Source organism: Streptomyces justiciae (genome assembly GCF_015163075.1).
GTDB classification, from domain to species: Bacteria; Actinomycetota; Actinomycetes; order Streptomycetales; family Streptomycetaceae; genus Streptomyces; species Streptomyces justiciae.
Genome location: NZ_JADDXU010000001.1, coordinates 1 through 21,003 on the forward strand (window position 1 = coordinate 1; position 21,003 = coordinate 21,003).

Below are 21,003 nucleotides of genomic sequence, written 5' to 3' on the forward strand. Positions count from 1 at the left end.
AAATTTTAGAAAAGGCCCACGCCATCAGGCGTGGGCCTTTTTTTGTTTTTCCGGCGAGCGTCAGGAAGCCCTTTTCAGGCCCCTTGAGTTCTGAATTACAGGCGTCCTGCGGTCTTGAGAGCCAGATAGGCGTCGGCGAGTGCCGGCGGCAGGTCATCGGGTGTTGCGTCGACGACAGTGACACCGTGGCGGCGGAGTTGTTCCGCGGTGCGATCGCGTTCGCTCTGTGCCTGTGCGGCGGCTGCGGCCTCGTAGACGGCGTCGGTGTTTCCGCGGGAGCCCGCCATGCGGGAGACATACGGATCGGCGACCGATGCCAGGAGAACCGTATGACGTTGGGTGAGTTGGGAGAGGACGGGGAGCAGGCCCTCTTCGACCGGGGCTGCGTCGAGGGTGGTCAGGAGCACGATCAGGGAGCGGCGTGGAGCCGTCCTGAGTGCGGTGGCCGTAAGACCGCGTGCGTCTGTTTCGACCAGTTCCGGTTCGAGTGTGGCCATCGCGTTGACCAGGGACGGGAGAACGTCCTTCGCCGTGCGGCCCTGGACCAGGGCGCGGACGCGTCGGTCGTAGGCGAGGAGGTCCACGCGGTCGCCGGCGCGGGAGGCGAGTGCTGCCAGGAGCAGGGCCGCGTCCATGGAGGCGTCGAGGCGGGGGGCGTCGCCCACGCGGCCTGCGGAGGTGCGGCCGGTGTCGAGGACTACGAGGATGTGGCGGTCGCGTTCGGGGCGCCAGGTGCGTACGGCGACCGAGGACTGGCGGGCCGTGGCGCGCCAGTCGATGGAGCGGGTGTCGTCGCCAGGGACGTACTCGCGCAGGCTGTCGAATTCTGTGCCTTCGCCGCGGGTGAGGACGCTGGTGCGGCCGTCGAGTTCGCGGAGGCGGGCGAGTTTGGACGGGAGGTGCTTGCGGCTGGTGAAGGGAGGCAGGACGCGTACTGTCCAGGGGACCTTGTGGGTGCCCTGGCGGGAGAAGAGGCCCAGTGGGCCGTAGGAACGGATCGTCACTCGGTCTGCCTGGCGGTCGCCTCGGCGGGTGGGGCGCAGGCGGGTGGTGACGCGGCGGCGTTCGCCCGGGGGGACGGTGAGGCGGTGGCGGGAGGCTTCGATCTCTGTCCCGGGGAGCCAGCTGCTGGGGGGCCAGGCGTCGCGCAGGTGGGCGCGCAGGGGGCGGTTCGACGGGTTGGTGACCGTGAGGGTCACGTCGGCCGGCTCGCCCAGGCGTACGGAGGTGTCGCCGGAGCGGGTCAGGCCCAGGCGTCGTACGGGGGCCGCGAGGGCGAAGTCGCAGGCGCAGGCCACCGCCAGGGGGGCGTTCACGGCGAGGAGGCCCGTCCAGCCGGGGTCCCAGATGCCGACGGGGAGGGAGCCCAGGGCCGCGAGGAGTGCGGCGCGTCCGGTGAGTGCCATCAGCGGGGGACGGGGACGTGGGCGAGGATCGCGTGGATGACGGAGTCGGCTGTCACGCCTTCCATTTCGGCCTCCGGGCGCAGTTGCACGCGGTGGCGGAGGGTGGGGAGGGCGAGGGCTTTCACGTCGTCCGGGATGACGTAGTCGCGGCCGGTGAGCCAGGCCCACGCGCGTGAGGTCGCGAGGAGGGCGGTGGCGCCGCGTGGGGAGACGCCGAGGGTGAGGGAGGGGGATTCGCGGGTGGCTCGGCAGATGTCGACGACGTAGGCCGTGATCTCGGGGGAGATCGTTGTCTTGGCCACTGCCGCGCGGGCCGCTTCGAGGTCTGCCGGGCCCGCTACCGGGCGTACGCCGGCGGCTTGCAGGTCGCGGGGGTTGAAGCCTTCGGCGTGGCGGGTGAGGACGTCGATCTCGTCCTGGCGGGAGGGGAGAGGGATCGTGAGCTTGAGGAGGAAACGGTCCAGCTGGGCTTCGGGGAGGGGATACGTGCCCTCGTACTCGACCGGGTTCTGTGTCGCCGCCACCAGGAACGGGTCGGGGAGCAGGCGGGGGGTGCCGTCGACCGTGACCTGGCGTTCCTCCATGGCTTCGAGGAGGGACGACTGGGTCTTGGGGGGTGTGCGGTTGATCTCGTCGGCGAGGAGGAGGTTGGTGAAGACCGGGCCGGGCTGGAACGAGAACTCGGCGGTGCGGGTGTCGTAGACGAGGGAGCCCGTCACGTCGCTCGGCATGAGGTCGGGGGTGAACTGGACGCGCTTGGTGTCGAGTTCGAGTGCGGATGCGAGGGCGCGGACGAGCAACGTTTTGGCGACTCCGGGGACTCCTTCTAGTAGTACATGTCCGCGGCAGAGGAGTGCGACGACGAGGCCGGTGACGGCGGGGTCCTGGCCGACCACGGCTTTGGCGATCTCGGCGCGCAGGGCTTCCAGGGAGGCCCGGGCGGCGCTCGGGTCCCCGGGGTACCCGGCGTTGTCAGTGGTCGGGGCCATCATGGACGGCGTACCTCTCTTTCGAGGGCGTCGAGTTGGTCGGCGAGGGAGACGAGGGCGGCGTCGTCGCTGGGCGGCGGGCCGAAGAGGAGGGTGTGCAGGGTCTGTCCGTCGCCGCGGAGGTGGGCGGACAGGGCGGGGAGCAGGGCCTCGGGCGCGTGCGCCTGGGTGACGGGGACGCCTACGAGGGGGGCGAGGCGGGTGCGGGTGGTGGAGCGAAGAGCGGTGGCCGCGCGGTCACGGGCGTTGGCCTTGCGGTAGAGGCGGGCGCGGCCTTCGACGGTTTCGGAGGCGCGGATCGCCACGGGGAGTTTTTCGGGCACCAGGGGGCCGAGTCGGCGTGCCCGCCAGAGGGCGGCCAGGGCTGCGGCGACGAAGAGCTGGAGTGTGCCCCATTTCCAGCCTGCGGGAAGCAGGTCGAAGAAGCTGCGTTCGTCGTCCGCGCCGGTGGCCGACGCGTCGGAGAGCGAGGGGAGGTACCAGACCAGATGGGGGCGGGAGCCGAGGAGTTGGAGGGCGAGGGAGGCGTTGCCCTGCTTGTCGAGGCGGTCGTTGTAGAGGATGTCGGGCGCGCCGAGGACGACGGTGTCGCCGCCCCCGGTCGCCGGGACGCGCAGCAGGGTGGCCAGGCGTTCGCTGGGGTAGCAGGCGTCGGCCTCGAGGTGGGTGGTGGTGTAGCGGATGCCACCGGTGTCGGCGGCGCCGGCGCGCTGGGCGGCGGGCAGGTCGCAGTCCGGCTCGAGGGTCGAGTTGATGCTGGTGGCGGGGTCCGCGGTGACGTCGGGGGCGAGTCGGCCGACGGACCAGCTGCCGGGGGCGACGAGGACGGTTCGGCCGCCGGAGGTGGCGGTCGACGCGTGCAGCAGGGTCTGTTGACGGTGCGTCAACAGGTCGGGGACCGCGACCAGGAGGGTGGTGTCGGGGTCGGCGGCGGCGCGTGCCTCGTCCAGTGTGGTGACCACGCGCGTGGACACCCCTCGGTCGGTGAGGAGTTCGGCGACGGCTCGGCTGCCGAGGTCGTCGACGGAGCGCGGGTCGAGGGTGCCGTGCCGGGCGTCGGAGCGGATCACGGCGATCGCGACGGCCGCGGCCACGAGGAGGACGGCGGCGAGTGCGATGCCTCGCGAGCGGGTCCAGACCTGGCGTGCGGTGGGCGAGACCGAGGTGGGCGGGAGCGTGGCCTCGGTGGTCATTCGGCGGCTCCCTGGCGGGTGTTGTGGGCCGCGTTGGGGATGCTGCTCGTGAGCTGGGGCTTGGTGCGTTCGAGGTCGCGGTCGAGTTCGGTGATGCGTCGGTACGACTGCTCGCTCGCCCTGCGGCCGCCGTATGTGACGTCGTCGAAGTCCCCGGCGGCGGCGCGCAGTCGGTCGGTGTGGGACGGCAGGGCGCGGCCCGCTTCCGCGGCTGCCTCGTCGGCGGTGCGGCCGGGGCGGATGTCGAGAAGGGCGCGTTCCTCCAGGGCGCGGACGATGGCGCGCATGCGTTCCTGGACGGCCTGGTTCCAGTGGCCCTGGGCGGCGTGTGCCTCGGCGGCCGCGCGGTGTTCGGCGGCGCTGCGGGGGCGGTCGTCGAACAGGGCGGCTGAGGAGGTGGGTTCGCGGCGTGGGGTGCCCAGGCGCCACCAGAGGGCGCCCAGGACCGCGAGGACGGCCAGGACGATGACGACCAGGCCGAGCGTTCCTCCGGGGGCTGCGGTCGCGGCCGTGTTGAACAGCTCGCCGACCCATTTCCAGAAGGCGTTGAGGGCGCGCTGGAACCAACTGGGGTCGTTCTCGTGGTACATGCGCTTGGACAGCTCGCGTCGAGCCGCCTCGCGTGCGGGGTCACGCGGGATGGTCACCGGGGGTTCGTCGCCGGAGCGCGCCGACGACAGCATGACGGTGTCGCCGGCGCGTACGACCGCGCGGGACAGCAGCGGTACCGATGTGAGAACTCCCCCCGTCAGGCTCACCGCATCAGCCTCCGGCGGTGGGGCCGGGCGTGCCGGAGCCGTAGTCCTGGACGCCGGCCGCGCGGGCCAGTTCGAGGTCGAGGGCCTCGCGGCGGATGCGCTGGTCGATGTAGAGGAGCACGGTGACGCCGGCCGTGATCGGGAAGGTGATCATGGCGCCGATCACCGAGCCGATCCCGCTGACGACGAGGAACGTCCAGCCGAGGTCGCCGCCGCTGTTGAGGAACCCGGTGAAGCCGTCGCCGCTGAGGGCGGCGGCGAGGAACGTGAAGGGGATGACGACGATCGACGCGACGACGTTGGCGATGATCGTGGCGAGCAGCTGAATGCCGAAGACGCGCCACCAGGAGCCGCGGACCAGCTTCGTGGACCGGCTCAGCGACTTGACGATGCCCTGCTTCTCCAGCATCAGTGCGGGCGAGGCGAGGGAGAAGCGGACCATCAGCCACAGGGCGACGACGCCGGCAGCGAGGCCGCCGAGGACCGCGAGGGCGGCTCCTCCGTCGCCCGATCCGGCGAGGGCCACGAGGATGCCCGGCAGGGTTCCGCCCGCGACGACGCCGAAGGCGATGAGCACCAGCAGGAAGATCAGGCCGAACAGCTTGGCCACCTGCGGGCGGGCGTCGCGCCAGGCCTCGCCGGTGGTCACCGACTTGCCGAGGACCGCGCGGCTGGTGACGGTCGTGAGCAGGGCGGTCGCGGCGATCGTGCCGATCAGCGAGATCAGGAAGACGACGCCGGAGCTGAGCATGGCGTCGCCCATGGCCCGGGTGAGTTCGTCGAGGGTGGCGCTGGGGTCGTCGAGGGCTTCGGTGCTGGTGTCGTTGAAGACGAGGCCTTCGAGGAGGATGACGACGATCTGGGTGACGACCGCGACGGTCAGCGAGATGCCCAGGACCGTGCGCCAGTAGGTGCGCATGGTGGAGACCGCGCCGTCGAGGATCTCGCCGACGCCGAGGGGGCGCAGCGGGATCACGCCGGGCTTGGCCGCGGGCGGCGGACCGCCCCAGCCGCTGCCCCAACCGCCGCCGGGGCCGCCGTATCCCCCGTAACCGCCGTATCCCCCAGGGCCGTTGGGGCCGGACGGGGGGCGGTTGCCCCAGCCCGGGCCGGGCGGTGGGGGCGGCGGGGTCTGGCCGGGGGCCGGGGGTCCGGTCGGGGCGGACCACTGCGCGGGGGGCGGCTGCTCCTTGGACCACTTCGGGCCCTGCGGGTCCTGGCCCGGCTGCTGCGCGGGGTCGGGGCGGTCCGCCGGGTCGGCAGGGCCGGAGGCACCGGGCTCCTGCCCGTCGGACGGGGCAGATCCGGGCGAGGCCCAGCCCGGAGTGTCTTTCATCGTCGCTCCTTCACGGTGCCCGTCCGCGGTCGCGGCGGCAGGTTGGCAGCCATCGTGCCATGGGGTGGTCACCGGGGGACCGGCCGCGGTATCGGCTGCACACCTTCAATTGTCCGCCGGATACGGGGCAGACTGACCGCATGGCTGATCAGTACGCGCAATCCGGCGAGGACAACCGGCCGACCGAGATACCGGCGATCCGCTGGGAGGAGCCACCAGAGGGGCCCGTGCTGGTCCTGTTGGACCAGACGAGGCTGCCGGCAGAGGAGGTCGAACTGGTCTGTACGGATGCGCCGGCGCTGGTGGAGGCGATCCGGTCGCTCGCCGTGCGCGGGGCGCCGCTGCTCGGGATCGCGGGTGCGTACGGGGTCGCGCTCGCCGCCGCGCGCGGCTTCGACGTGGACGACGCCGCGCTCGCGCTCGCGGGTGCCCGGCCGACCGCGGTGAATCTGGCGGTCGGTGTGCGCCGGGCGCAGGCCGCGTACCGGGCCGAGCTCGCCAAGAGCGGGGACGCCGGGGAGGCCGCGGTGGCGGCGCTGGCGGCGGCGCGGGCGCTGCACCGGGAGGACGCCGAGGCCAGTGCGAGGATGGCGGAGCGTGGGCTGGCGCTGCTGGACGAGTTGTTGCCCGGTGGCGGGCACCGGATTCTCACGCACTGCAACACCGGTTCGCTGGTGTCGGGCGGTGAGGGGACGGCGTTCGCGGTGGCGCTGGCGGCGCAGCGGGCCGGGCGGCTCAGGCGGCTGTGGGTGGACGAGACGCGGCCGTTGTTGCAGGGCGCCCGGCTGACGGCGTACGAGGCGGCGCGCACCGGTATGGCGTACACGCTGCTCACCGACAACGCGGCGGGCTCGCTGTTCGCGGCGGGGGAGGTGGACGCGGTGCTGATCGGGGCGGACCGGATCGCGGCCGACGGGTCGGTGGCGAACAAGGTGGGGAGCTATCCGCTGGCGGTGCTGGCGCGGTACCACCATGTGCCGTTCATCGTGGTGGCGCCGCTGACGACGGTGGATCCGGACACGCCGGACGGGGCGTCCATCGAGGTGGAGCAGCGGGCCGGGTTCGAGGTGACCGAGGTCGCGGTGCCGCAGGCCCCGGTGACGGGTGCGGGCGGCGGGGTGCCGGTGGCGCCGCTGGGGACGCAGGCGTACAACCCGGCGTTCGATGTGACGCCGCCCGAGCTGGTGACGGCGATCGTCACGGAGGAGGGCACGGTGTCGCCGGTGACGGCCGAGGCGCTGGCGGAGCTGTGTGGGAGGGCGCGGCAGGTGACGATCGGCTGAGCGGGGCCCGGGGCGGGCCGGGCCGAGTTCTCGCTTCGGTGGGGGGCGGGGTTTTCAGCGTGAGGGGGAGGCGCGTGGCGGAGCGGGGCTGGGACGACGACAGCGAGTACCGGCGGGCGGTACGCCGGGCCTGGGGCATGGTGGCTCGCCTCGTGCTGCTCGCTGCTGGTGGTGGTGCTCGTCGTCCTCGCCGTACTCGGTGCGGGTGTGTTCGTGTTCCTCGTGGAGGCTCTCGGCGGGTAGCCGGGCGATCACCTCGCAGCGTGGGCAGACAGTGACCGCCCGGTACGACTAAGGTCACTGGCCGGTGACGTACCTCACCACTGCCTTCGCCACCGTTATGAGAATGGGATGATGTCGTTTATGAAGGGACGAGTCCTTGTCGTCGACGACGACACCGCACTGGCCGAGATGCTCGGCATTGTGCTGCGTGGTGAAGGTTTTGAGCCGTCTTTCGTAGCCGACGGCGACAAGGCGCTGGCCGCGTTCCGGGAGAGCAAACCCGATCTGGTGCTGCTGGACCTGATGCTGCCCGGGCGGGACGGCATCGAGGTGTGCCGGCTGATCAGGGCCGAGTCGGGTGTGCCGATCGTGATGCTGACGGCCAAGAGCGACACCGTGGACGTGGTGGTCGGGCTGGAGTCCGGCGCCGACGACTACATCGTGAAGCCGTTCAAGCCGAAGGAGCTGGTCGCCCGGATCCGGGCGCGGCTGCGGAGGTCGGAGGAGCCGGCGCCGGAGCAGCTCGCCATCGGTGACCTGGTCATCGACGTGGCGGGGCACTCCGTGAAGCGGGAAGGGCAGTCGATCGCTCTGACGCCGCTGGAGTTCGACCTGCTGGTCGCGCTCGCGCGCAAGCCGTGGCAGGTGTTCACGCGCGAGGTGCTGCTCGAGCAGGTGTGGGGATACCGGCACGCCGCCGACACCCGGCTCGTGAATGTGCATGTGCAGCGGCTTCGCTCCAAGGTCGAGAAGGACCCGGAGCGGCCGGAGATCGTGGTGACCGTCCGTGGTGTGGGATACAAGGCAGGACCCAGCTGACATGTCCGGAGACAGTGCCGCTTCGTCGCCCGGACGGACCGGGGCGAGTACGGGGCGGCCTGTCGGGCGAGGGCCGGGCGGCTCCCGCTGGGGACGGTTCTTCGAGGGCGGGCTGCTCCAGGGCGGCGTCCAGGGCAGCCCGGTCCTGCGGTTGTTCATGCGCTGGGTACGGCGGCCGCTGCTGCCCGTCATGCGGCTGTGGCGGCGCAACATCCAGCTCAAGGTCGTCGCCACGACCCTGCTGATGTCGCTCGGTGTCGTCCTGCTGCTCGGATTCGTCGTCATCGGGCAGGTGCGCAACGGCCTGCTGGACGCCAAGGTGAAGGCCTCGCAGAGCCAGGCCACCGGCGGTTTCGCGTCGGCCAAGCAGAAGGCCGACACGGCGTTCACCGCGAACGGCGACGACGGCGCGGACGATCGCGCCAACCAGAACGTCAGCTCATGGATGGGCGACCTGGTGGAGTCGCTCTCCAGCGGTGGCCAGGGCGCCTTCGACGTCGTCACGCTGCCCGCCGTCGGTGACGACAGCGGCGGTCGCGGCTCGCGTGCCTCCGGCGGGGTCGACCCCACCACCAGTGTCCCCGAGGACCTGCGGGAACGCGTCGACAGCGACAGCAGCATGGCGGCCCAGAAGTACACCCGCATCCAGTACACCAACGGCGACGAGTCGCAGCCGGCGCTGATCATCGGCAAGCAGGTCGACGACCCGAACGACGACCCGTACCAGCTGTACTACCTCTTCCCGCTCACGCAGGAGGAGAAGTCGCTGAGCCTGGTCAAGGGGACGTTGGCGACCGCCGGGCTCTTCGTCGTCGTCCTTCTCGGGGCCATCGCCTGGCTCGTGGTGCGGCAGGTCGTCACGCCGGTGCGGATGGCGGCCGGGATCGCCGAGCGGCTCTCCGCGGGGCGCCTCCAGGAACGTATGAAGGTCACCGGCGAGGACGACATCGCCCGCCTCGGTGAGGCCTTCAACAAGATGGCGCAGAACCTTCAGTTGAAGATCCAGCAGCTGGAGGACCTGTCGCGGATGCAGCGGCGGTTCGTCTCCGACGTGTCGCACGAGCTGCGGACGCCGCTGACCACCGTGCGGATGGCCGCGGACGTCATCCATGACGCGCGCGAGGACTTCGATCCGGTGACCGCGCGGTCGGCGGAGCTGCTCGCCGACCAGCTGGACCGGTTCGAGTCGCTGCTCGCCGACCTGCTGGAGATCAGCCGGTTCGACGCGGGCGCGGCGGCGCTGGAGGCGGAGCCGATCGACCTGCGGGAGGTCGTGCAGCGGGTCGTCAGCGGTGCGGCGCCGCTCGCCGAGCGCAAGGGCACGCGGATACAGGTGCTGGGCGACCAGCAGCCCGTCGTAGCCGAGGCCGACGCCCGGCGCGTGGAGCGGGTGCTGCGCAACCTCGTCGTCAACGCCGTCGAGCACGGCGAGGGCAAGGACGTCGTCGTCAAGCTCGCCTCGGCGGGCGGGGCGGTCGCGGTCGCGGTGCGCGACTACGGCGTCGGGCTCAAGCCCGGCGAAGCCACACGCGTGTTCAGCCGCTTCTGGCGGGCCGACCCGGCACGCGCGCGTACCACCGGCGGTACGGGTCTGGGGCTGTCCATCGCCCTGGAGGACGCGCGGCTGCACGGCGGCTGGCTGCAGGCCTGGGGCGAGCCCGGTGGTGGCTCGCAGTTCCGGCTGACGCTGCCGCGTACCGCGGACGAGCCGCTCAGGGGCTCGCCGATACCGCTGGAACCCAAGGACTCACGTCGTAACCGTGGACTTAATGACGCCGGATTGCCGCGCGGGGCGGGCGACGGGGAGAAGCGCGCCACCGTACCGGTGCAGACGGCGGGCGAACAGGCGCCCGCGCGGGCGCCGCTCGCGCCCCGGCTGAACGCCGCGCCCCCGACCGCCGACCCCACCGCGTTGCCGGGCAACGGCGCGCGCGTGGTGCCGCGGCCCACCGGGGGCGCACGTCCGGCGGACGACGGCGCGGCGGACGCGCCGTCGCAAGGCGACCCTTCGGGGGACGCGCCGACGCCTGAGGCACCAGCTCCCGACGCCCGGAACGCCGGGTCGGAGGACCGCAGCAAGCAAGGGGAGGCCAGCCGTGGGCGCTGACCGTGTGGGGGGCGGCCGGCGAAAGCCGGTGCGCACGGTGGCGTACGCCGTCTGTGGCGCCGTACTGCTGGCGGGGTGCGCGTCGATGCCGGACAGCGGGGATCTGCGCGACGTGGAGTCCACGCCACGGCAGGACACTCAGGTGCGGGTCTTCGCGCAGGAGCCCCGGGAGAACGCCGGGGCCAGGGAGATCGTCGACGGTTTTCTTGAGGCGCTGACCAGCGACGATCCCCATTTCGAGACGGCGAAGAAGTATCTGACCGGCGACGCCGCGAAGCTGTGGAAGCCCGAGGCGTCGCTGACGGTGCTGGAAGAGGGGCCGGGGGCGACTCCGGAGGGGGTGAACGGCCGGGACACGCAGTCCGAGTCCTCGTTCCGGCTGTACGGCGACAAGGTCGCCACCGTGGACGGGGAGCAGACGTACGCGCCCGCCGCGGGCGCCTACGACAAGCCGCTGCACCTCATCCGCGAGAAGAAGAGCCATCAGTGGCGCATCGACGCGCCGCCGTCGGGTGTCGTGATGGGCAAGTCGGACTTCCTGCGCAACTACACGTCGGTCAACAAGTACTACTTCGCCTCGAACACGCCGTCCGCCACGGGCGGGCAGCCGGTGGCCGTCGCCGACCCCGTGTACGTCCGCAAGAAGGTCGACCCGATGACGCAGACGGTACGGCTGCTGCTCGCGGGCCCCTCGCGCTGGCTCGACCCGGTCGTCAGGTCGAGCTTCCCCACGGGGACTGAGTTGAAGCTGCGCAAGGGCGTCACCTCGCTGACGCCCGACGAGCAGAACAGGCTGACGGTGCCGCTGAACGCCAGGGGGAACGGGGTCGGTGCGGGCAGGTGCCAGGAGATGGCCGCGCAACTCCTGTTCACGCTGCGGGATCTGACCCCCACGGGGGTGGACGAGGTCGCCCTTCAGGGCTCCGACGGCACGCAGTTGTGCACGGTCACGGCGAGCGACGCCGAGAACGCCGTGGTGCACGGGGTGGGCAAGAACGAGTACCAGTACTTCCTCGACGCCAAGCACCGGCTCGTGCGGCTGCCGAGCGAGACCAGCAGTCCGGACGTGGCGCCGGTGCCCGGTGCGCTGGGCGAGGGCGCCAAGGAACTGCGGTCGGCCGCGGTGTCGCGGGACGAGCGGAAGGCGGCCGGGGTCACGCTCGACGGCAGTGAGCTGTACGTCGGGTCGCTGGTGTCGGGTGCCTCGCTCGGCGATCCGGTGCTGCACAGCGACGGCAAGACGCAGAAGGACCGTCTCACCACGCCCAGTTGGGACGGCGACGGCAACCTGTGGGTGGCGGACCGTGATCTCGACCGGCCCCGGCTGCTGTTCCTGAAGGACGGCGCGGGCGAGCCGATCGAGGTCTCGACTCCGGGGCTGGACGGGCGAGTCGAGGCGGTGCGGTTGGCCGCGGACGGTGTGCGGATCGCGCTGATCGTGGAGAAGGGCGGGAAGGACGGCAAGAAGTCCCTCTACATCGGGCGCGTCGAACGGGGCGACAAGGCTGACGAGGGTGCCGTCTCCGTTGTCGAACTGCGTTCGGTCACGCCGCAGTTGGAGGAGGTCGCCGCGATGTCCTGGGCGGGTGACAGCCGCCTGGTGCTGGTCGGGCGCGAGCGCCGTGGCGTGCAGCAGATGGCGTACGTCCAGGTCGACGGCTCCACTCCGGTGGGGGCGGCGCCGGCCGCGCTCACGGGGGTGAAGGCCCTCGCCGCGTCCGAGGACGAACAGCTGCCGCTGGTGGCGTACTCCGAGGAGGACGGCATCGTCCGGTTGTCGGCGGGGTCGAAGTGGCAGCAGGTGGTCAAGGACGGGACGGCGCCGGTTTATCCCGGGTAGTGGGGGAGGGGCCGGGGTTGGTGTGTGGCGGGTTGGGGTTCGAGGGTTCGGGGGTTGGGATCGGGTTCGGGTTGGCGCGACCGGGAAGCGCTGAGGCATGCGTGACCTGACCTGACCTGACCTGACCTGACCTGACCTGACCTGACCTGACGTGCCTGTGCGTGCCGTGGCGGGTTGTCCACAGCGAGTTATCCACAGGGGTGGTCGGGTGGCTTGGGCGTTGGCACAGTGGTGGGCATGCGGGGGTGGTGGCGGGACCTCAAGGATCTGGTGCTGCCGGCCGAGTGCGGGGGCTGCGGGAGGCCTCGCGCGGTGCTCTGTCCGGAGTGCCGCGCCGTCCTGAGCGGGAGCGCACCGCGCCGGGTGCGACCGGTGCCGGAGCCGGCGGGGTTGCCGACGGTGCATGCGGCGGCGCCGTATGCCGACGAGGTGCGGGCGGTGCTGCTGGCCCACAAGGAACGCGGCGCGCTGGCGCTTGCGGGGCCGTTGGGGACGGCTCTGGCGGGTTCGGTCCGGGCGGGGCTGCGGGCGGCGCAGACACGGGGGCAGGGGCCTTGGGAGGGGCCTGGAGGGGGATTGGCGGGGCGTGATGGTGGGCGTCCGGCTGAGGACGTGGTGGGGCGTGCCGCAGGGGTTGTGGCTGGGTTTGAGGGAGGCTTCGGCGGGGCTTTGGACGGCCCTGGGGACGGTTGTGGTGGGCGCTGGGTTGGAGGGGTGTCCGGGGGCGTTTCGGGGGCGGCTGTCAGTGGTGCGCCGGGTGGGATTCCAGGAGGCGTCGGCGGGGCTTTGGTGAGGCCTGGTGGGGGCCGGGGTGAGCGGGACGCCCTCGGTGTGGCGGCGCGGGTGGTCGGTGGCGCGGGCGATGGGGCTGCGCAAGGGGTCGTGCTGCTTGTGCCCGTTCCGTCCTCGCGTACGGCGGTGGCGGCGCGGGGGCATGATCCGGCGCGGCGGATCGCGCTGGCCGCGGCCGCGGAGTTGCGGCGGGGCGGGGTGCCGGCGCGGGTCCTCTCGGTGCTGCGGCAGCGGCGCGGTGTGGCCGACCAGGCGGGGCTCAACTCCCGCGAGCGGCTGGACAATCTCGCCGGCGCTCTCTCGGTGGTTCCCGGTGGCGGGCGGCTGTTGCTCGGAGGCCCGGTCGTGCTCGTCGACGACGTCATGACGACGGGGGCGTCTCTTGCGGAGGCCGCGCGGGCGGTGCGGGCGGCGGTGGCGGAGGAGCGTCGCGGGCGCGGGCTGCTGGAGGGGAGCGGGGCGTGCAGGGGCGCTGAGGCGGGCGTGGAGTGCTGGGGCTGGGGCTCGGGCGGTGGGAGTCGGGGGCCGGTGGTGAGCGGCGCGGGGCCGGGCGTGGAAGACAGTGGCGGGCGCGGGCCGGAGATCCGCGGGGGCGCGGCGGGAGGCCCGCGGTGTGGGGGCGCTGAGGAGGGCGTGGAGTGCCGCGGCTCGCGCTTGGGCGGCGGGGGTCGTGGTCCGGTGGCGAGCGGCGCGGGGCCGGGGGTGGAAGGCAGCGGCGGGCGGGGGTCGGAGGGAGGGGCCCGTCGGGGCGCGGCGGGGGACCCACGGTGCCGGGGTGCAGAGGAGAGCGTGGAGTGGCGGGGCTCGGGCGGCGGGAGCCGTGGTCCGTTGGCAAGCGGCGCGAGGTCAGGTGCCGAGGGCAGCGGTGGGCGGGGGCCGGAGGTGCGTGGGGGTGCGGCGGGAGGTCCGCGGTGTTGGGGCGCTGAGGAGGGCGTCTCGTGTCCGGAAGAGGGATGCGCGAGTCGGTGTCCGGGGGGAGGGGGCACTCGTGGGGGCGTGGCTGTGGGCGTCCGGTGTCGGGCTGTGGGCGCGGGTGGCTCGTGTGGGAGCGCGGACCTAGGTGGGGGACCGAGTGGGGTGGTTGAGGGACTTGGGGGGATCGGTGCGTATGGAGGTGGGGGGAGGGTGGGGGGCGTTGTCAGGGGGCTGCGGGGTACGGCGGGCGGTGGATGTGGGAGTTGTGTGGCCGCTGTGTACGGGGCTGTGGGTCGGGAAGGCACAGGGGGAAGCGATGGCGGAGCGGTGGGGGAGAGAGCCTGTGAGTGGGGCGCAGAGGCCGGAACGCGGGGTGGGGGGCGCGGTGACGTCATCTGCGCGGCTGTGGTCGCTGCGTCGCCGGATGCTTTCGAAATAAACCGGAACTGACTATGAACTTGCATCGTTGCAGGTAATGAGAGGACCAATTCACCTGAACGGAGGTACGCCGCGGTAGAGGGTGACGACATCCGTCCGGGCGAGATATGTTCGGTTGTGAGGAAAGGCCCAGGCCACGCCTCTCATATCCGATTGCCGTGCTGCGGGTTTTTCACAATCACCCGCACTGGTGGAGTGGAGATCTTGCCCGCGGGGGAGGAGGTGGAAGTCACCGAGTCCGAGGTTCCGGGACTCACCGGAGCCTGGTGCAAAAGGGAGATGCTCCGCCGTTGGAGCGGAGCGATCCGGGAACGGAGTTCTGCGTGGACATCGTCGTCAAGGGCCGCAAGACCGAGGTGCCCGAGCGGTTCCGCAAGCACGTGGCCGAGAAGCTGAAGCTGGAGAAGATCCAGAAGCTCGACGGCAAGGTGATCAGCCTCGACGTCGAGGTGTCCAAGGAGCCCAACCCCCGACAAGCCGACCGCTGCGACCGAGTGGAGATCACGCTCCGCTCCCGCGGTCCGGTGATCCGGGCGGAGGCGGCGGCAAGCGATCCGTACGCGGCGCTCGACCTGGCGGCGGAAAAGCTCGACGCCCGTCTGCGCAAGCAGCACGACAAGCGTTACTCGCGCCGCGGTGCCCGCCGGATCTCGGCCGCCGAGGTCGCCGACCACGTCCCGGGCGCGGCCACCCTCAACGGCAACGGCCACCCCGTCCATGACGAAGAGCCGGACGGCGTCCCCACCAAGAAGATCGGCTCGCTGGAAGTGAAGGGCGAAGGCCCGCTCATCGTCCGCGAGAAGACCCACGTCGCCTCCCCGATGACCCTCGACCAGGCTCTGTACGAGATGGAGCTGGTCGGGCACGACTTCTATCTGTTCGTCGACTCCGAGACGAAGGAACCGAGTGTCGTCTACCGACGGCACGCCTACGACTACGGCGTCATCCACCTCAGCACGGACCCGATGGTCGCCCAGGCGCAGCCTCCCGCGGCCGGTGGCACGCTGGGTGGCTGACCGCCCGGCCTGACGGCTGAGCCGGTGCCCCTGGAGCGCGTGTGCGCCCCCAGGGGCACCGGTGTGCGACCACTTCGCGCCCCGCTCGGTCACCGCGGTGTCGTCCGGGCATGAAATCATGGCCGCACCGGCCCAACCGCTGGGCCGTTGCCTTGGGTTGGCGATGGCACAGGACCAGCCACAGCCTTCAGGGGGAGGAACGATGGCGGACAGCTTCGGACCGATGCATGACGGGGATGCCGGCGACGGCGTCGCCGACTTGGGCCCGGACACGGGCTCACCACGCAAGGAGCCGATCCGTGTCCTGGTCGTGGACGACCATGCCCTCTTCCGGCGGGGACTGGAGATCGTGCTCGCGGCCGAGGAGGACATCCAGGTCGTGGGCGAGGCGGGCGACGGCGCCGAGGCCGTCGACAAGGCCGCCGATCTGCTGCCCGACATCGTCCTGATGGACGTACGGATGCCCAAGCGGGGCGGTATCGAGGCCTGCACCTCCATCAAGGAGGTCGCTCCCAGCGCGAAGATCATCATGTTGACGATCAGCGACGAGGAGGCCGACCTCTACGAGGCGATCAAGGCGGGCGCGACCGGTTATCTCCTCAAGGAGATCTCCACCGACGAGGTGGCCACCGCCATTCGCGCGGTCGCCGACGGGCAGTCGCAGATCAGCCCGTCCATGGCGTCGAAGCTGCTCACCGAGTTCAAGTCGATGATCCAGCGGACGGATGAGCGACGGCTCGTGCCTGCGCCGCGGCTCACCGACCGTGAGCTGGAAGTGCTCAAACTCGTCGCCACCGGCATGAACAACCGCGATATCGCCAAGGAGTTGTTCATCTCCGAGAACACCGTGAAGAACCACGTGCGCAACATCCTGGAGAAGCTTCAGCTGCACTCCAGGATGGAGGCCGTCGTCTATGCGATGCGGGAGAAGATCCTAGAGATCCGCTAGCGCCTTGGTCAGGGGCGCGCGCAGTTCGGGTGCGTCCACCCGCTCCACGCGTACGTCCGTGCAGTCCACCCAGCTCGCCGCCTCGACCAGAGCCTGGGCGACCGCCTGGACCGCCTTCGGGCCGTCCAGCGTGACCTGCCGGGCCACCAGCGTGCGGCCCTCGCGCGCGGGGTCCACGCGGCCGACGAGACGGCCGCCGGCCAGGACCGGCATCGCGAAGTAGCCGTGGATCCGCTTCGGCTTGGGGACGTAGGCCTCCAAGCGGTGGGTGAAGCCGAAGATCCGCTCCGTACGCGCGCGCTCCCAGATCAGGGAGTCGAACGGCGACAGCAGCGTCGTACGGTGGCGGCCGCGCGGCGGAGTCGCCAGAGCCTCCGGGTCGGCCCACGCGGGCTTGCCCCAGCCCTCGACCGTGACCGGGACCAGGCCCGAGTCGGCGATCACCGCGTCGACCTGCTCGGCCTTGAGGCGGTGGTAGTCGGCGATGTCCGCGCGGGTGCCGACGCCGAGGGACTGACCGGCGAGGCGGACCAGGCGGCGCAGGCACTCGGCGTCGTCCAGCTCGTCGTGCAGCAGCGCCTCCGGGACGGCGCGCTCGGCGAGGTCGTACACCCGCTTCCAGCCGCGCCGCTCCACACAGACGACCTCGCCGTACATGAGCGCGCGCTCGACGGCGACCTTGGTGCCCGACCAGTCCCACCACTCGCTGGTCTTCTTCGCGCCGCCCAACTCCGTGGCCGTGAGGGGGCCTTCGGCGCGGAGCTGCTTGATGACCTGTTCGTAGGTGCCTTCGGGCAGGTCGTGGTTCCAGTGCGGGCGGCTGCGGTAGGCGCGGCGGCGGAACGCGAAGTGCGGCCACTCCTCGATGGGGAGGATGCAGGCCGCGTGGGACCAGTACTCGAAGGCGTGGGTCTCGGTCCAGTAGGCGTTCTCGACGGTCTTGCGGCCGACCGCTCCCAGGCGGGCGTACGGGATGAGCTCGTGGGAGCGGGCGAGCACCGAGATGGTGTCGAGCTGGACCGCGCCGAGATGGCGCAGGACGCCGCGGACGCCGGCCCGGCGGTCGGGGGTGCCGAGGAAGCCCTGGGCGCGCAGGGCGATGCGGCGGGCTTCGTCGGCGGTCAGTTCGGTCGAGGGACGCGGGCTCGTCATGAGGGGGACGATAGGCGGTGGCACTGACAACGGGGCATGAGCTGCGCCATCACTACGACAGCTCCACGCGCGCCGGCAGATACGGCGCCGTCGACGGCAGCCCCAGGTCCGACGGCAGCAGGGAACCCACCCAGCAGTCCCGGCGTACGCCCTGGTGGACGAGGGCTGAGCGCAGGACGCCCTCGACGGTGAAGCCGCAGCGTTCCGCCACCGCGCGCGAGGGCCGGTTGCCGACCTCCGCGCGCCACTCCACGCGGTCGATCGACAGCTGGGTGAAGGCCCAGCGGGACGCGGCGAGGACGGCCTCGGTGACGTAGCCGTTGCCCCGGTGCTCCTTCGTGCCCCAGAAACCGACCTCGGCCGCGCTCGTGGACCGCATCATGAGGCCGAGCATGCCCACCAGCTCCTCCCCTTCGGGGAGGAAGAGGCCCCACGTGAACGTTGAACCGTTCGCCCAGCCGTCCGGGACGTGTTGGCCGGTGAAGCTCTCCGCGTGCTCACGCAGATAGGGCGAGGGGATGGTGGTCCAGCGCTGGATGTCGGGGTCCTGGGCGGCCTCGTACACGGTGTCGGTGTCCGGCGGGCCGACCGTGCGCATCAGGAGGCGGCCGGTGGTGAGCGTGACGGGTTCCATCGGCCGATTCTGCTCGGGGATTCACGACCGGCGCCATCTTTTTGCGGTGTGTGAGCGCGCGGTCACCTTTCGCGCAATTCGTCGGCGGAACGCGGCACCATCCGCGACCCCCGGCCGTTGTCCCCTTTGACGGAGATTTGAAGCAGCGGACGGTCGGCGTCCCCGGCAGGCTCCCGGCGTGGCCATGTCCTCGCATACGATGGCCGTTGCTCAGTCAAGTCAAATGGAAACCGACCGTCCCAGGCCCGACCGGCAAGGAGACCAACCCCCGTGTCCGTCCTCTCGAAGATCATGCGTGCAGGCGAAGGCAAGATCCTGCGCAAGCTGCACCGCATCGCGGACCAGGTCAACTCCATCGAAGAGGACTTCGTCGACCTCTCCGACGCCGAGCTGCGAGCCCTGACCGATGAGTACAAGCAGCGGTACGCCGACGGCGAGAGCCTGGACGACCTGCTCCCCGAGGCCTTCGCCACCGTGCGCGAGGCCGCCAAGCGCGCTCTCGGCCAGCGCCATTACGACGTGCAGATCATGGGCGGCGCCGCCCTCCACCTCGGCTACGTCGCCGAGATGAAGACCGGTGAGGGCAAGACCCTCGTCGGCACCCTGCCCGCTTATCTCAACGCGCTGTCCGGCAAGGGCGTTCACCTGATCACGGTCAACGACTACCTGGCCGAGCGCGACTCCGAGATGATGGGCCGCGTCCACAAGTTCCTGGGCCTGGAAGTCGGCTGCATCCTCGCCAACATGACGCCGGCCCAGCGTCGCGAGCAGTACGCCTGCGACATCACGTACGGCACGAACAACGAGTTCGGCTTCGACTACCTGCGCGACAACATGGCGTGGTCCAAGGACGAGCTCGTCCAGCGCGGCCACAACTTCGCCATCGTCGACGAGGTCGACTCCATCCTGGTCGACGAGGCCCGTACGCCGCTGATCATCTCCGGCCCGGCCGACCAGGCCACCAAGTGGTACGGCGACTTCGCCAAGCTGGTCACCCGCCTGAAGAAGGGCGAGGCCGGCAACCCCCTCAAGGGCATCGAGGAGACCGGCGACTACGAGGTCGACGAGAAGAAGCGCACCGTCGCCATCCACGAGGCCGGTGTCGCCAAGGTCGAGGACTGGCTGGGCATCGACAACCTCTACGAGTCGGTGAACACGCCTCTGGTGGGCTACCTGAACAACGCCATCAAGGCCAAGGAGCTCTTCAAGAAGGACAAGGACTACGTCGTCATGGACGGCGAAGTCATGATCGTCGACGAGCACACCGGCCGTATCCTCGCCGGCCGCCGCTACAACGAGGGCATGCACCAGGCGATCGAGGCGAAGGAAGGGGTGGACATCAAGGACGAGAACCAGACGCTCGCCACGATCACCCTCCAGAACTTCTTCCGCCTCTACAAGCGCCACGACCACGACGGCAAGGAACAGCCCGGCCTGTCCGGCATGACCGGTACGGCGATGACCGAGGCCGCCGAGTTCCACCAGATCTACAAGCTCGGCGTCGTCCCGATCCCGACCAACCGGCCGATGATCCGCAAGGACCAGTCCGACCTGATCTACCGCACCGAGGTCGCGAAGTTCGAGGCGGTCGTCGACGACATCGTCGAGAAGCACGAGAAGGGCCAGCCGATCCTCGTCGGTACGACGTCGGTCGAGAAGTCCGAGTACCTCTCGCAGCAGCTCAGCAAGCGCGGCGTGCAGCACGAGGTGCTGAACGCCAAGCAGCACGACCGAGAGGCGATCATCGTCGCCCAGGCCGGCCGCAAGGGCGCTGTGACCGTGGCCACCAACATGGCCGGCCGTGGTACCGACATCAAGCTCGGCGGCAACCCCGAGGACCTCGCCGAGGCGGAGCTGCGGCAGCGCGGCCTCGACCCCGAGGAGCACATCGAGGAGTGGGCGCAGGCCCTGCCGGCCGCCCTGGAGCGTGCCGAGCTCGCCGTGAAGGCCGAGAAGGAAGAGGTCGAGGAGCTCGGCGGCCTCTATGTGCTGGGCACCGAGCGGCACGAGTCGCGTCGTATCGACAACCAGCTGCGCGGTCGTTCCGGCCGTCAGGGCGACCCGGGCGAGTCCCGCTTCTACCTGTCCCTCGGCGACGACCTGATGCGCCTGTTCAAGGCCCAGATGGTCGAGCGCGTGATGTCCATGGCCAACGTGCCGGACGACGTGCCGATCGAGAACAAGATGGTCACGCGCGCGATCGCGTCCGCCCAGTCGCAGGTCGAGCAGCAGAACTTCGAGACCCGTAAGAACGTCCTGAAGTACGACGAGGTCCTCAACCGCCAGCGCGAGGTCATCTACGGCGAGCGCCGCCGCGTCCTGGAGGGCGAGGACCTGCACGAGCAGATCCAGCACTTCATGGACGACACCATCGACGCGTACATCGCCGCCGAGACCGCCGAGGGCTTCGCCGAGGACTGGGACCTCGACCGGCTGTGGGGCGCCTTCAAGCAGCTCTACCCGGTGAAGATCACCATCGAGGAGCTGGAGGACGCGGCCGGCGACCGCGCGGGGCTGACCGCCGACTTCATCTCCGAGTCCATCAAGGACGACATCCACGAGCAGTACGAGGCGCGTGAGACGCAGCTCGGCTCCGAGATCATGCGTGAGCTGGAGCGCCGGGTCGTGCTGTCGGTCCTGGACCGCAAGTGGCGCGAGCACCTCTACGAGATGGACTACCTCCAGGAGGGCATCGGCCTGCGCGCGATGGCGCAGAAGGACCCGCTGGTCGAGTACCAGCGCGAGGGCTTCGACATGTTCACCGCCATGATGGAGGGCATCAAGGAGGAGTCCGTCGGCTACCTGTTCAACCTGGAGGTCCAGGTCGAGCAGCAGGTCGAGGAGGTCCCGGTCGAGGACGAGAAGCCGTCCCTGGACAAGCAGGACGCGGTGCCGGCGCAGGCGGGCGCGCGCCCGGAGATCCGTGCCAAGGGCCTCGACGCCCCGCAGCGCCGGGATCTGCACTTCTCGGCGCCGACCGTGGACGGCGAGGGCGGTGTCGTCGAGGGCGAGTTCGCCGACGACGACGAGCCGGTGCGCTCCGAGGCGGACGGCCTCACGCGCGCGGAGCGGCGCAAGCAGTCGCGTGGCGGGCGTCGTCGTAAGAAGTGACGGTGTCTGCGACGCCGTAGCGGAGTGAAGGGCCGGGCCACCT

At 71.0% G+C, this 21,003-nt stretch carries 14 protein-coding genes and 2 pseudogenes; 9 read left to right on the forward strand and 7 right to left on the reverse strand.

Annotated elements, in window-relative coordinates:
- Window positions 1-95 precede the first annotated feature (95 nt).
- Genes IQ210_RS00005 through IQ210_RS00025 form a run of 5 tightly spaced genes read right to left on the reverse strand, consistent with a single transcriptional unit; the run spans window position 96 to window position 5,682 of the window.
- Window positions 96-1,406: a DUF58 domain-containing protein gene (locus tag IQ210_RS00005; protein WP_194075350.1), complete on the reverse strand. Its 1,311-nt coding sequence runs from the start codon at window positions 1,404-1,406 to the stop codon at window positions 96-98.
- Complete coding sequence (locus IQ210_RS00010) at window positions 1,406-2,395, reverse strand: AAA family ATPase (RefSeq protein ID WP_407699673.1); 990 nt, start codon at window positions 2,393-2,395, stop codon at window positions 1,406-1,408. The genes IQ210_RS00005 and IQ210_RS00010 overlap by 1 nt, the downstream gene beginning before the upstream one ends.
- Window positions 2,395-3,588 carry a DUF4350 domain-containing protein gene (locus IQ210_RS00015; protein ID WP_194075355.1) on the reverse strand — a complete coding sequence of 398 codons (1,194 nt, stop codon included), beginning with the start codon at window positions 3,586-3,588 and terminating at the stop codon, window positions 2,395-2,397. Before IQ210_RS00015 ends, IQ210_RS00010 begins: the two co-directional genes overlap by 1 nt.
- Window positions 3,585-4,346: a DUF4129 domain-containing protein gene (locus IQ210_RS00020; protein ID WP_194075357.1), complete on the reverse strand. Its 762-nt coding sequence runs from the start codon at window positions 4,344-4,346 to the stop codon at window positions 3,585-3,587. The genes IQ210_RS00015 and IQ210_RS00020 overlap by 4 nt, the downstream gene beginning before the upstream one ends.
- Window positions 4,347-4,350: 4 nt before the next feature.
- A complete protein-coding gene (locus IQ210_RS00025; RefSeq protein WP_194075359.1) occupies window positions 4,351-5,682 on the reverse strand; it encodes an ABC transporter permease family protein in 1,332 nt (443 codons plus the stop codon).
- A gap of 140 nt (window positions 5,683-5,822) precedes the next feature.
- Between IQ210_RS00025 and mtnA the strand changes: the two genes are divergently transcribed.
- The 8 genes and pseudogenes from mtnA to IQ210_RS00055 all read left to right on the forward strand — a co-directional run bounded on the left by mtnA (window position 5,823) and on the right by IQ210_RS00055 (window position 16,063).
- Window positions 5,823-6,965 carry an S-methyl-5-thioribose-1-phosphate isomerase gene (mtnA, locus tag IQ210_RS00030; protein ID WP_194075361.1) on the forward strand — a complete coding sequence of 381 codons (1,143 nt, stop codon included), beginning with the start codon at window positions 5,823-5,825 and terminating at the stop codon, window positions 6,963-6,965.
- 351 nt (window positions 6,966-7,316) lie between these two features.
- The gene (gene mtrA / locus IQ210_RS00035) at window positions 7,317-8,006 is read left to right on the forward strand and encodes a two-component system response regulator MtrA (protein ID WP_016438163.1); all 690 of its coding nucleotides are present in this window, start codon (window positions 7,317-7,319) and stop codon (window positions 8,004-8,006) included.
- Window position 8,007: 1 nt separating this feature from the next.
- Window positions 8,008-10,113, forward strand: a complete 2,106-nt coding sequence (gene mtrB, locus IQ210_RS00040; protein WP_194075363.1) for an MtrAB system histidine kinase MtrB — start codon at window positions 8,008-8,010, stop codon at window positions 10,111-10,113.
- Window positions 10,103-11,953, forward strand: coding sequence for an LpqB family beta-propeller domain-containing protein (locus tag IQ210_RS00045; RefSeq protein WP_194075364.1), 1,851 nt, complete (start codon window positions 10,103-10,105; stop codon window positions 11,951-11,953). Before mtrB ends, IQ210_RS00045 begins: the two co-directional genes overlap by 11 nt.
- A gap of 237 nt (window positions 11,954-12,190) precedes the next feature.
- A pseudogene (locus tag IQ210_RS47030) lies at window positions 12,191-12,529 on the forward strand (ComF family protein); the annotation flags it as partial.
- A 186-nt stretch (window positions 12,530-12,715) separates the two neighbouring features.
- A pseudogene (locus IQ210_RS47035) lies at window positions 12,716-13,180 on the forward strand (ComF family protein); the annotation flags it as partial.
- Between the two features lie 1,241 nt (window positions 13,181-14,421).
- Window positions 14,422-15,114 (forward strand): ribosome hibernation-promoting factor, HPF/YfiA family, encoded by a 693-nt coding sequence (gene hpf / locus IQ210_RS00050; RefSeq protein ID WP_390897675.1) that lies wholly within the window; start codon window positions 14,422-14,424, stop codon window positions 15,112-15,114.
- Between the two features lie 202 nt (window positions 15,115-15,316).
- Window positions 15,317-16,063 carry a response regulator gene (locus IQ210_RS00055; RefSeq protein ID WP_194075367.1) on the forward strand — a complete coding sequence of 249 codons (747 nt, stop codon included), beginning with the start codon at window positions 15,317-15,319 and terminating at the stop codon, window positions 16,061-16,063.
- Here the strand turns inward: IQ210_RS00055 and IQ210_RS00060 are convergent.
- The gene (locus IQ210_RS00060) at window positions 16,049-17,215 is read right to left on the reverse strand and encodes a winged helix-turn-helix domain-containing protein (RefSeq protein ID WP_194075369.1); all 1,167 of its coding nucleotides are present in this window, start codon (window positions 17,213-17,215) and stop codon (window positions 16,049-16,051) included. The genes IQ210_RS00055 and IQ210_RS00060 overlap by 15 nt on opposite strands.
- Window positions 17,216-17,267: 52 nt before the next feature.
- The gene (locus IQ210_RS00065) at window positions 17,268-17,849 is read right to left on the reverse strand and encodes a GNAT family N-acetyltransferase (RefSeq protein WP_194075371.1); all 582 of its coding nucleotides are present in this window, start codon (window positions 17,847-17,849) and stop codon (window positions 17,268-17,270) included.
- A gap of 270 nt (window positions 17,850-18,119) precedes the next feature.
- Between IQ210_RS00065 and secA the strand changes: the two genes are divergently transcribed.
- A complete protein-coding gene (gene secA, locus IQ210_RS00070; protein WP_194075373.1) occupies window positions 18,120-20,960 on the forward strand; it encodes a preprotein translocase subunit SecA in 2,841 nt (946 codons plus the stop codon).
- Window positions 20,961-21,003 lie beyond the last annotated feature (43 nt).

Coding starts and splice junctions, on each gene's coding strand:
- mtnA (WP_194075361.1), top strand. CDS start 5,823: ATGGCTGATCAGTACGCGCAATCCGGCGAGGACAACCGGCCGACCGAG.
- IQ210_RS00060 (WP_194075369.1), bottom strand. CDS start 17,215: ATGACGAGCCCGCGTCCCTCGACCGAACTGACCGCCGACGAAGCCCGC.
- mtrB (WP_194075363.1), top strand. CDS start 8,008: ATGTCCGGAGACAGTGCCGCTTCGTCGCCCGGACGGACCGGGGCGAGT.
- IQ210_RS00010 (WP_407699673.1), bottom strand. CDS start 2,395: ATGGCCCCGACCACTGACAACGCCGGGTACCCCGGGGACCCGAGCGCC.
- mtrA (WP_016438163.1), top strand. CDS start 7,317: ATGATGTCGTTTATGAAGGGACGAGTCCTTGTCGTCGACGACGACACC.
- IQ210_RS00055 (WP_194075367.1), top strand. CDS start 15,317: ATGGCGGACAGCTTCGGACCGATGCATGACGGGGATGCCGGCGACGGC.
- IQ210_RS00025 (WP_194075359.1), bottom strand. CDS start 5,682: ATGAAAGACACTCCGGGCTGGGCCTCGCCCGGATCTGCCCCGTCCGAC.
- IQ210_RS00015 (WP_194075355.1), bottom strand. CDS start 3,588: ATGACCACCGAGGCCACGCTCCCGCCCACCTCGGTCTCGCCCACCGCA.
- IQ210_RS00005 (WP_194075350.1), bottom strand. CDS start 1,406: ATGGCACTCACCGGACGCGCCGCACTCCTCGCGGCCCTGGGCTCCCTC.
- IQ210_RS00065 (WP_194075371.1), bottom strand. CDS start 17,849: ATGGAACCCGTCACGCTCACCACCGGCCGCCTCCTGATGCGCACGGTC.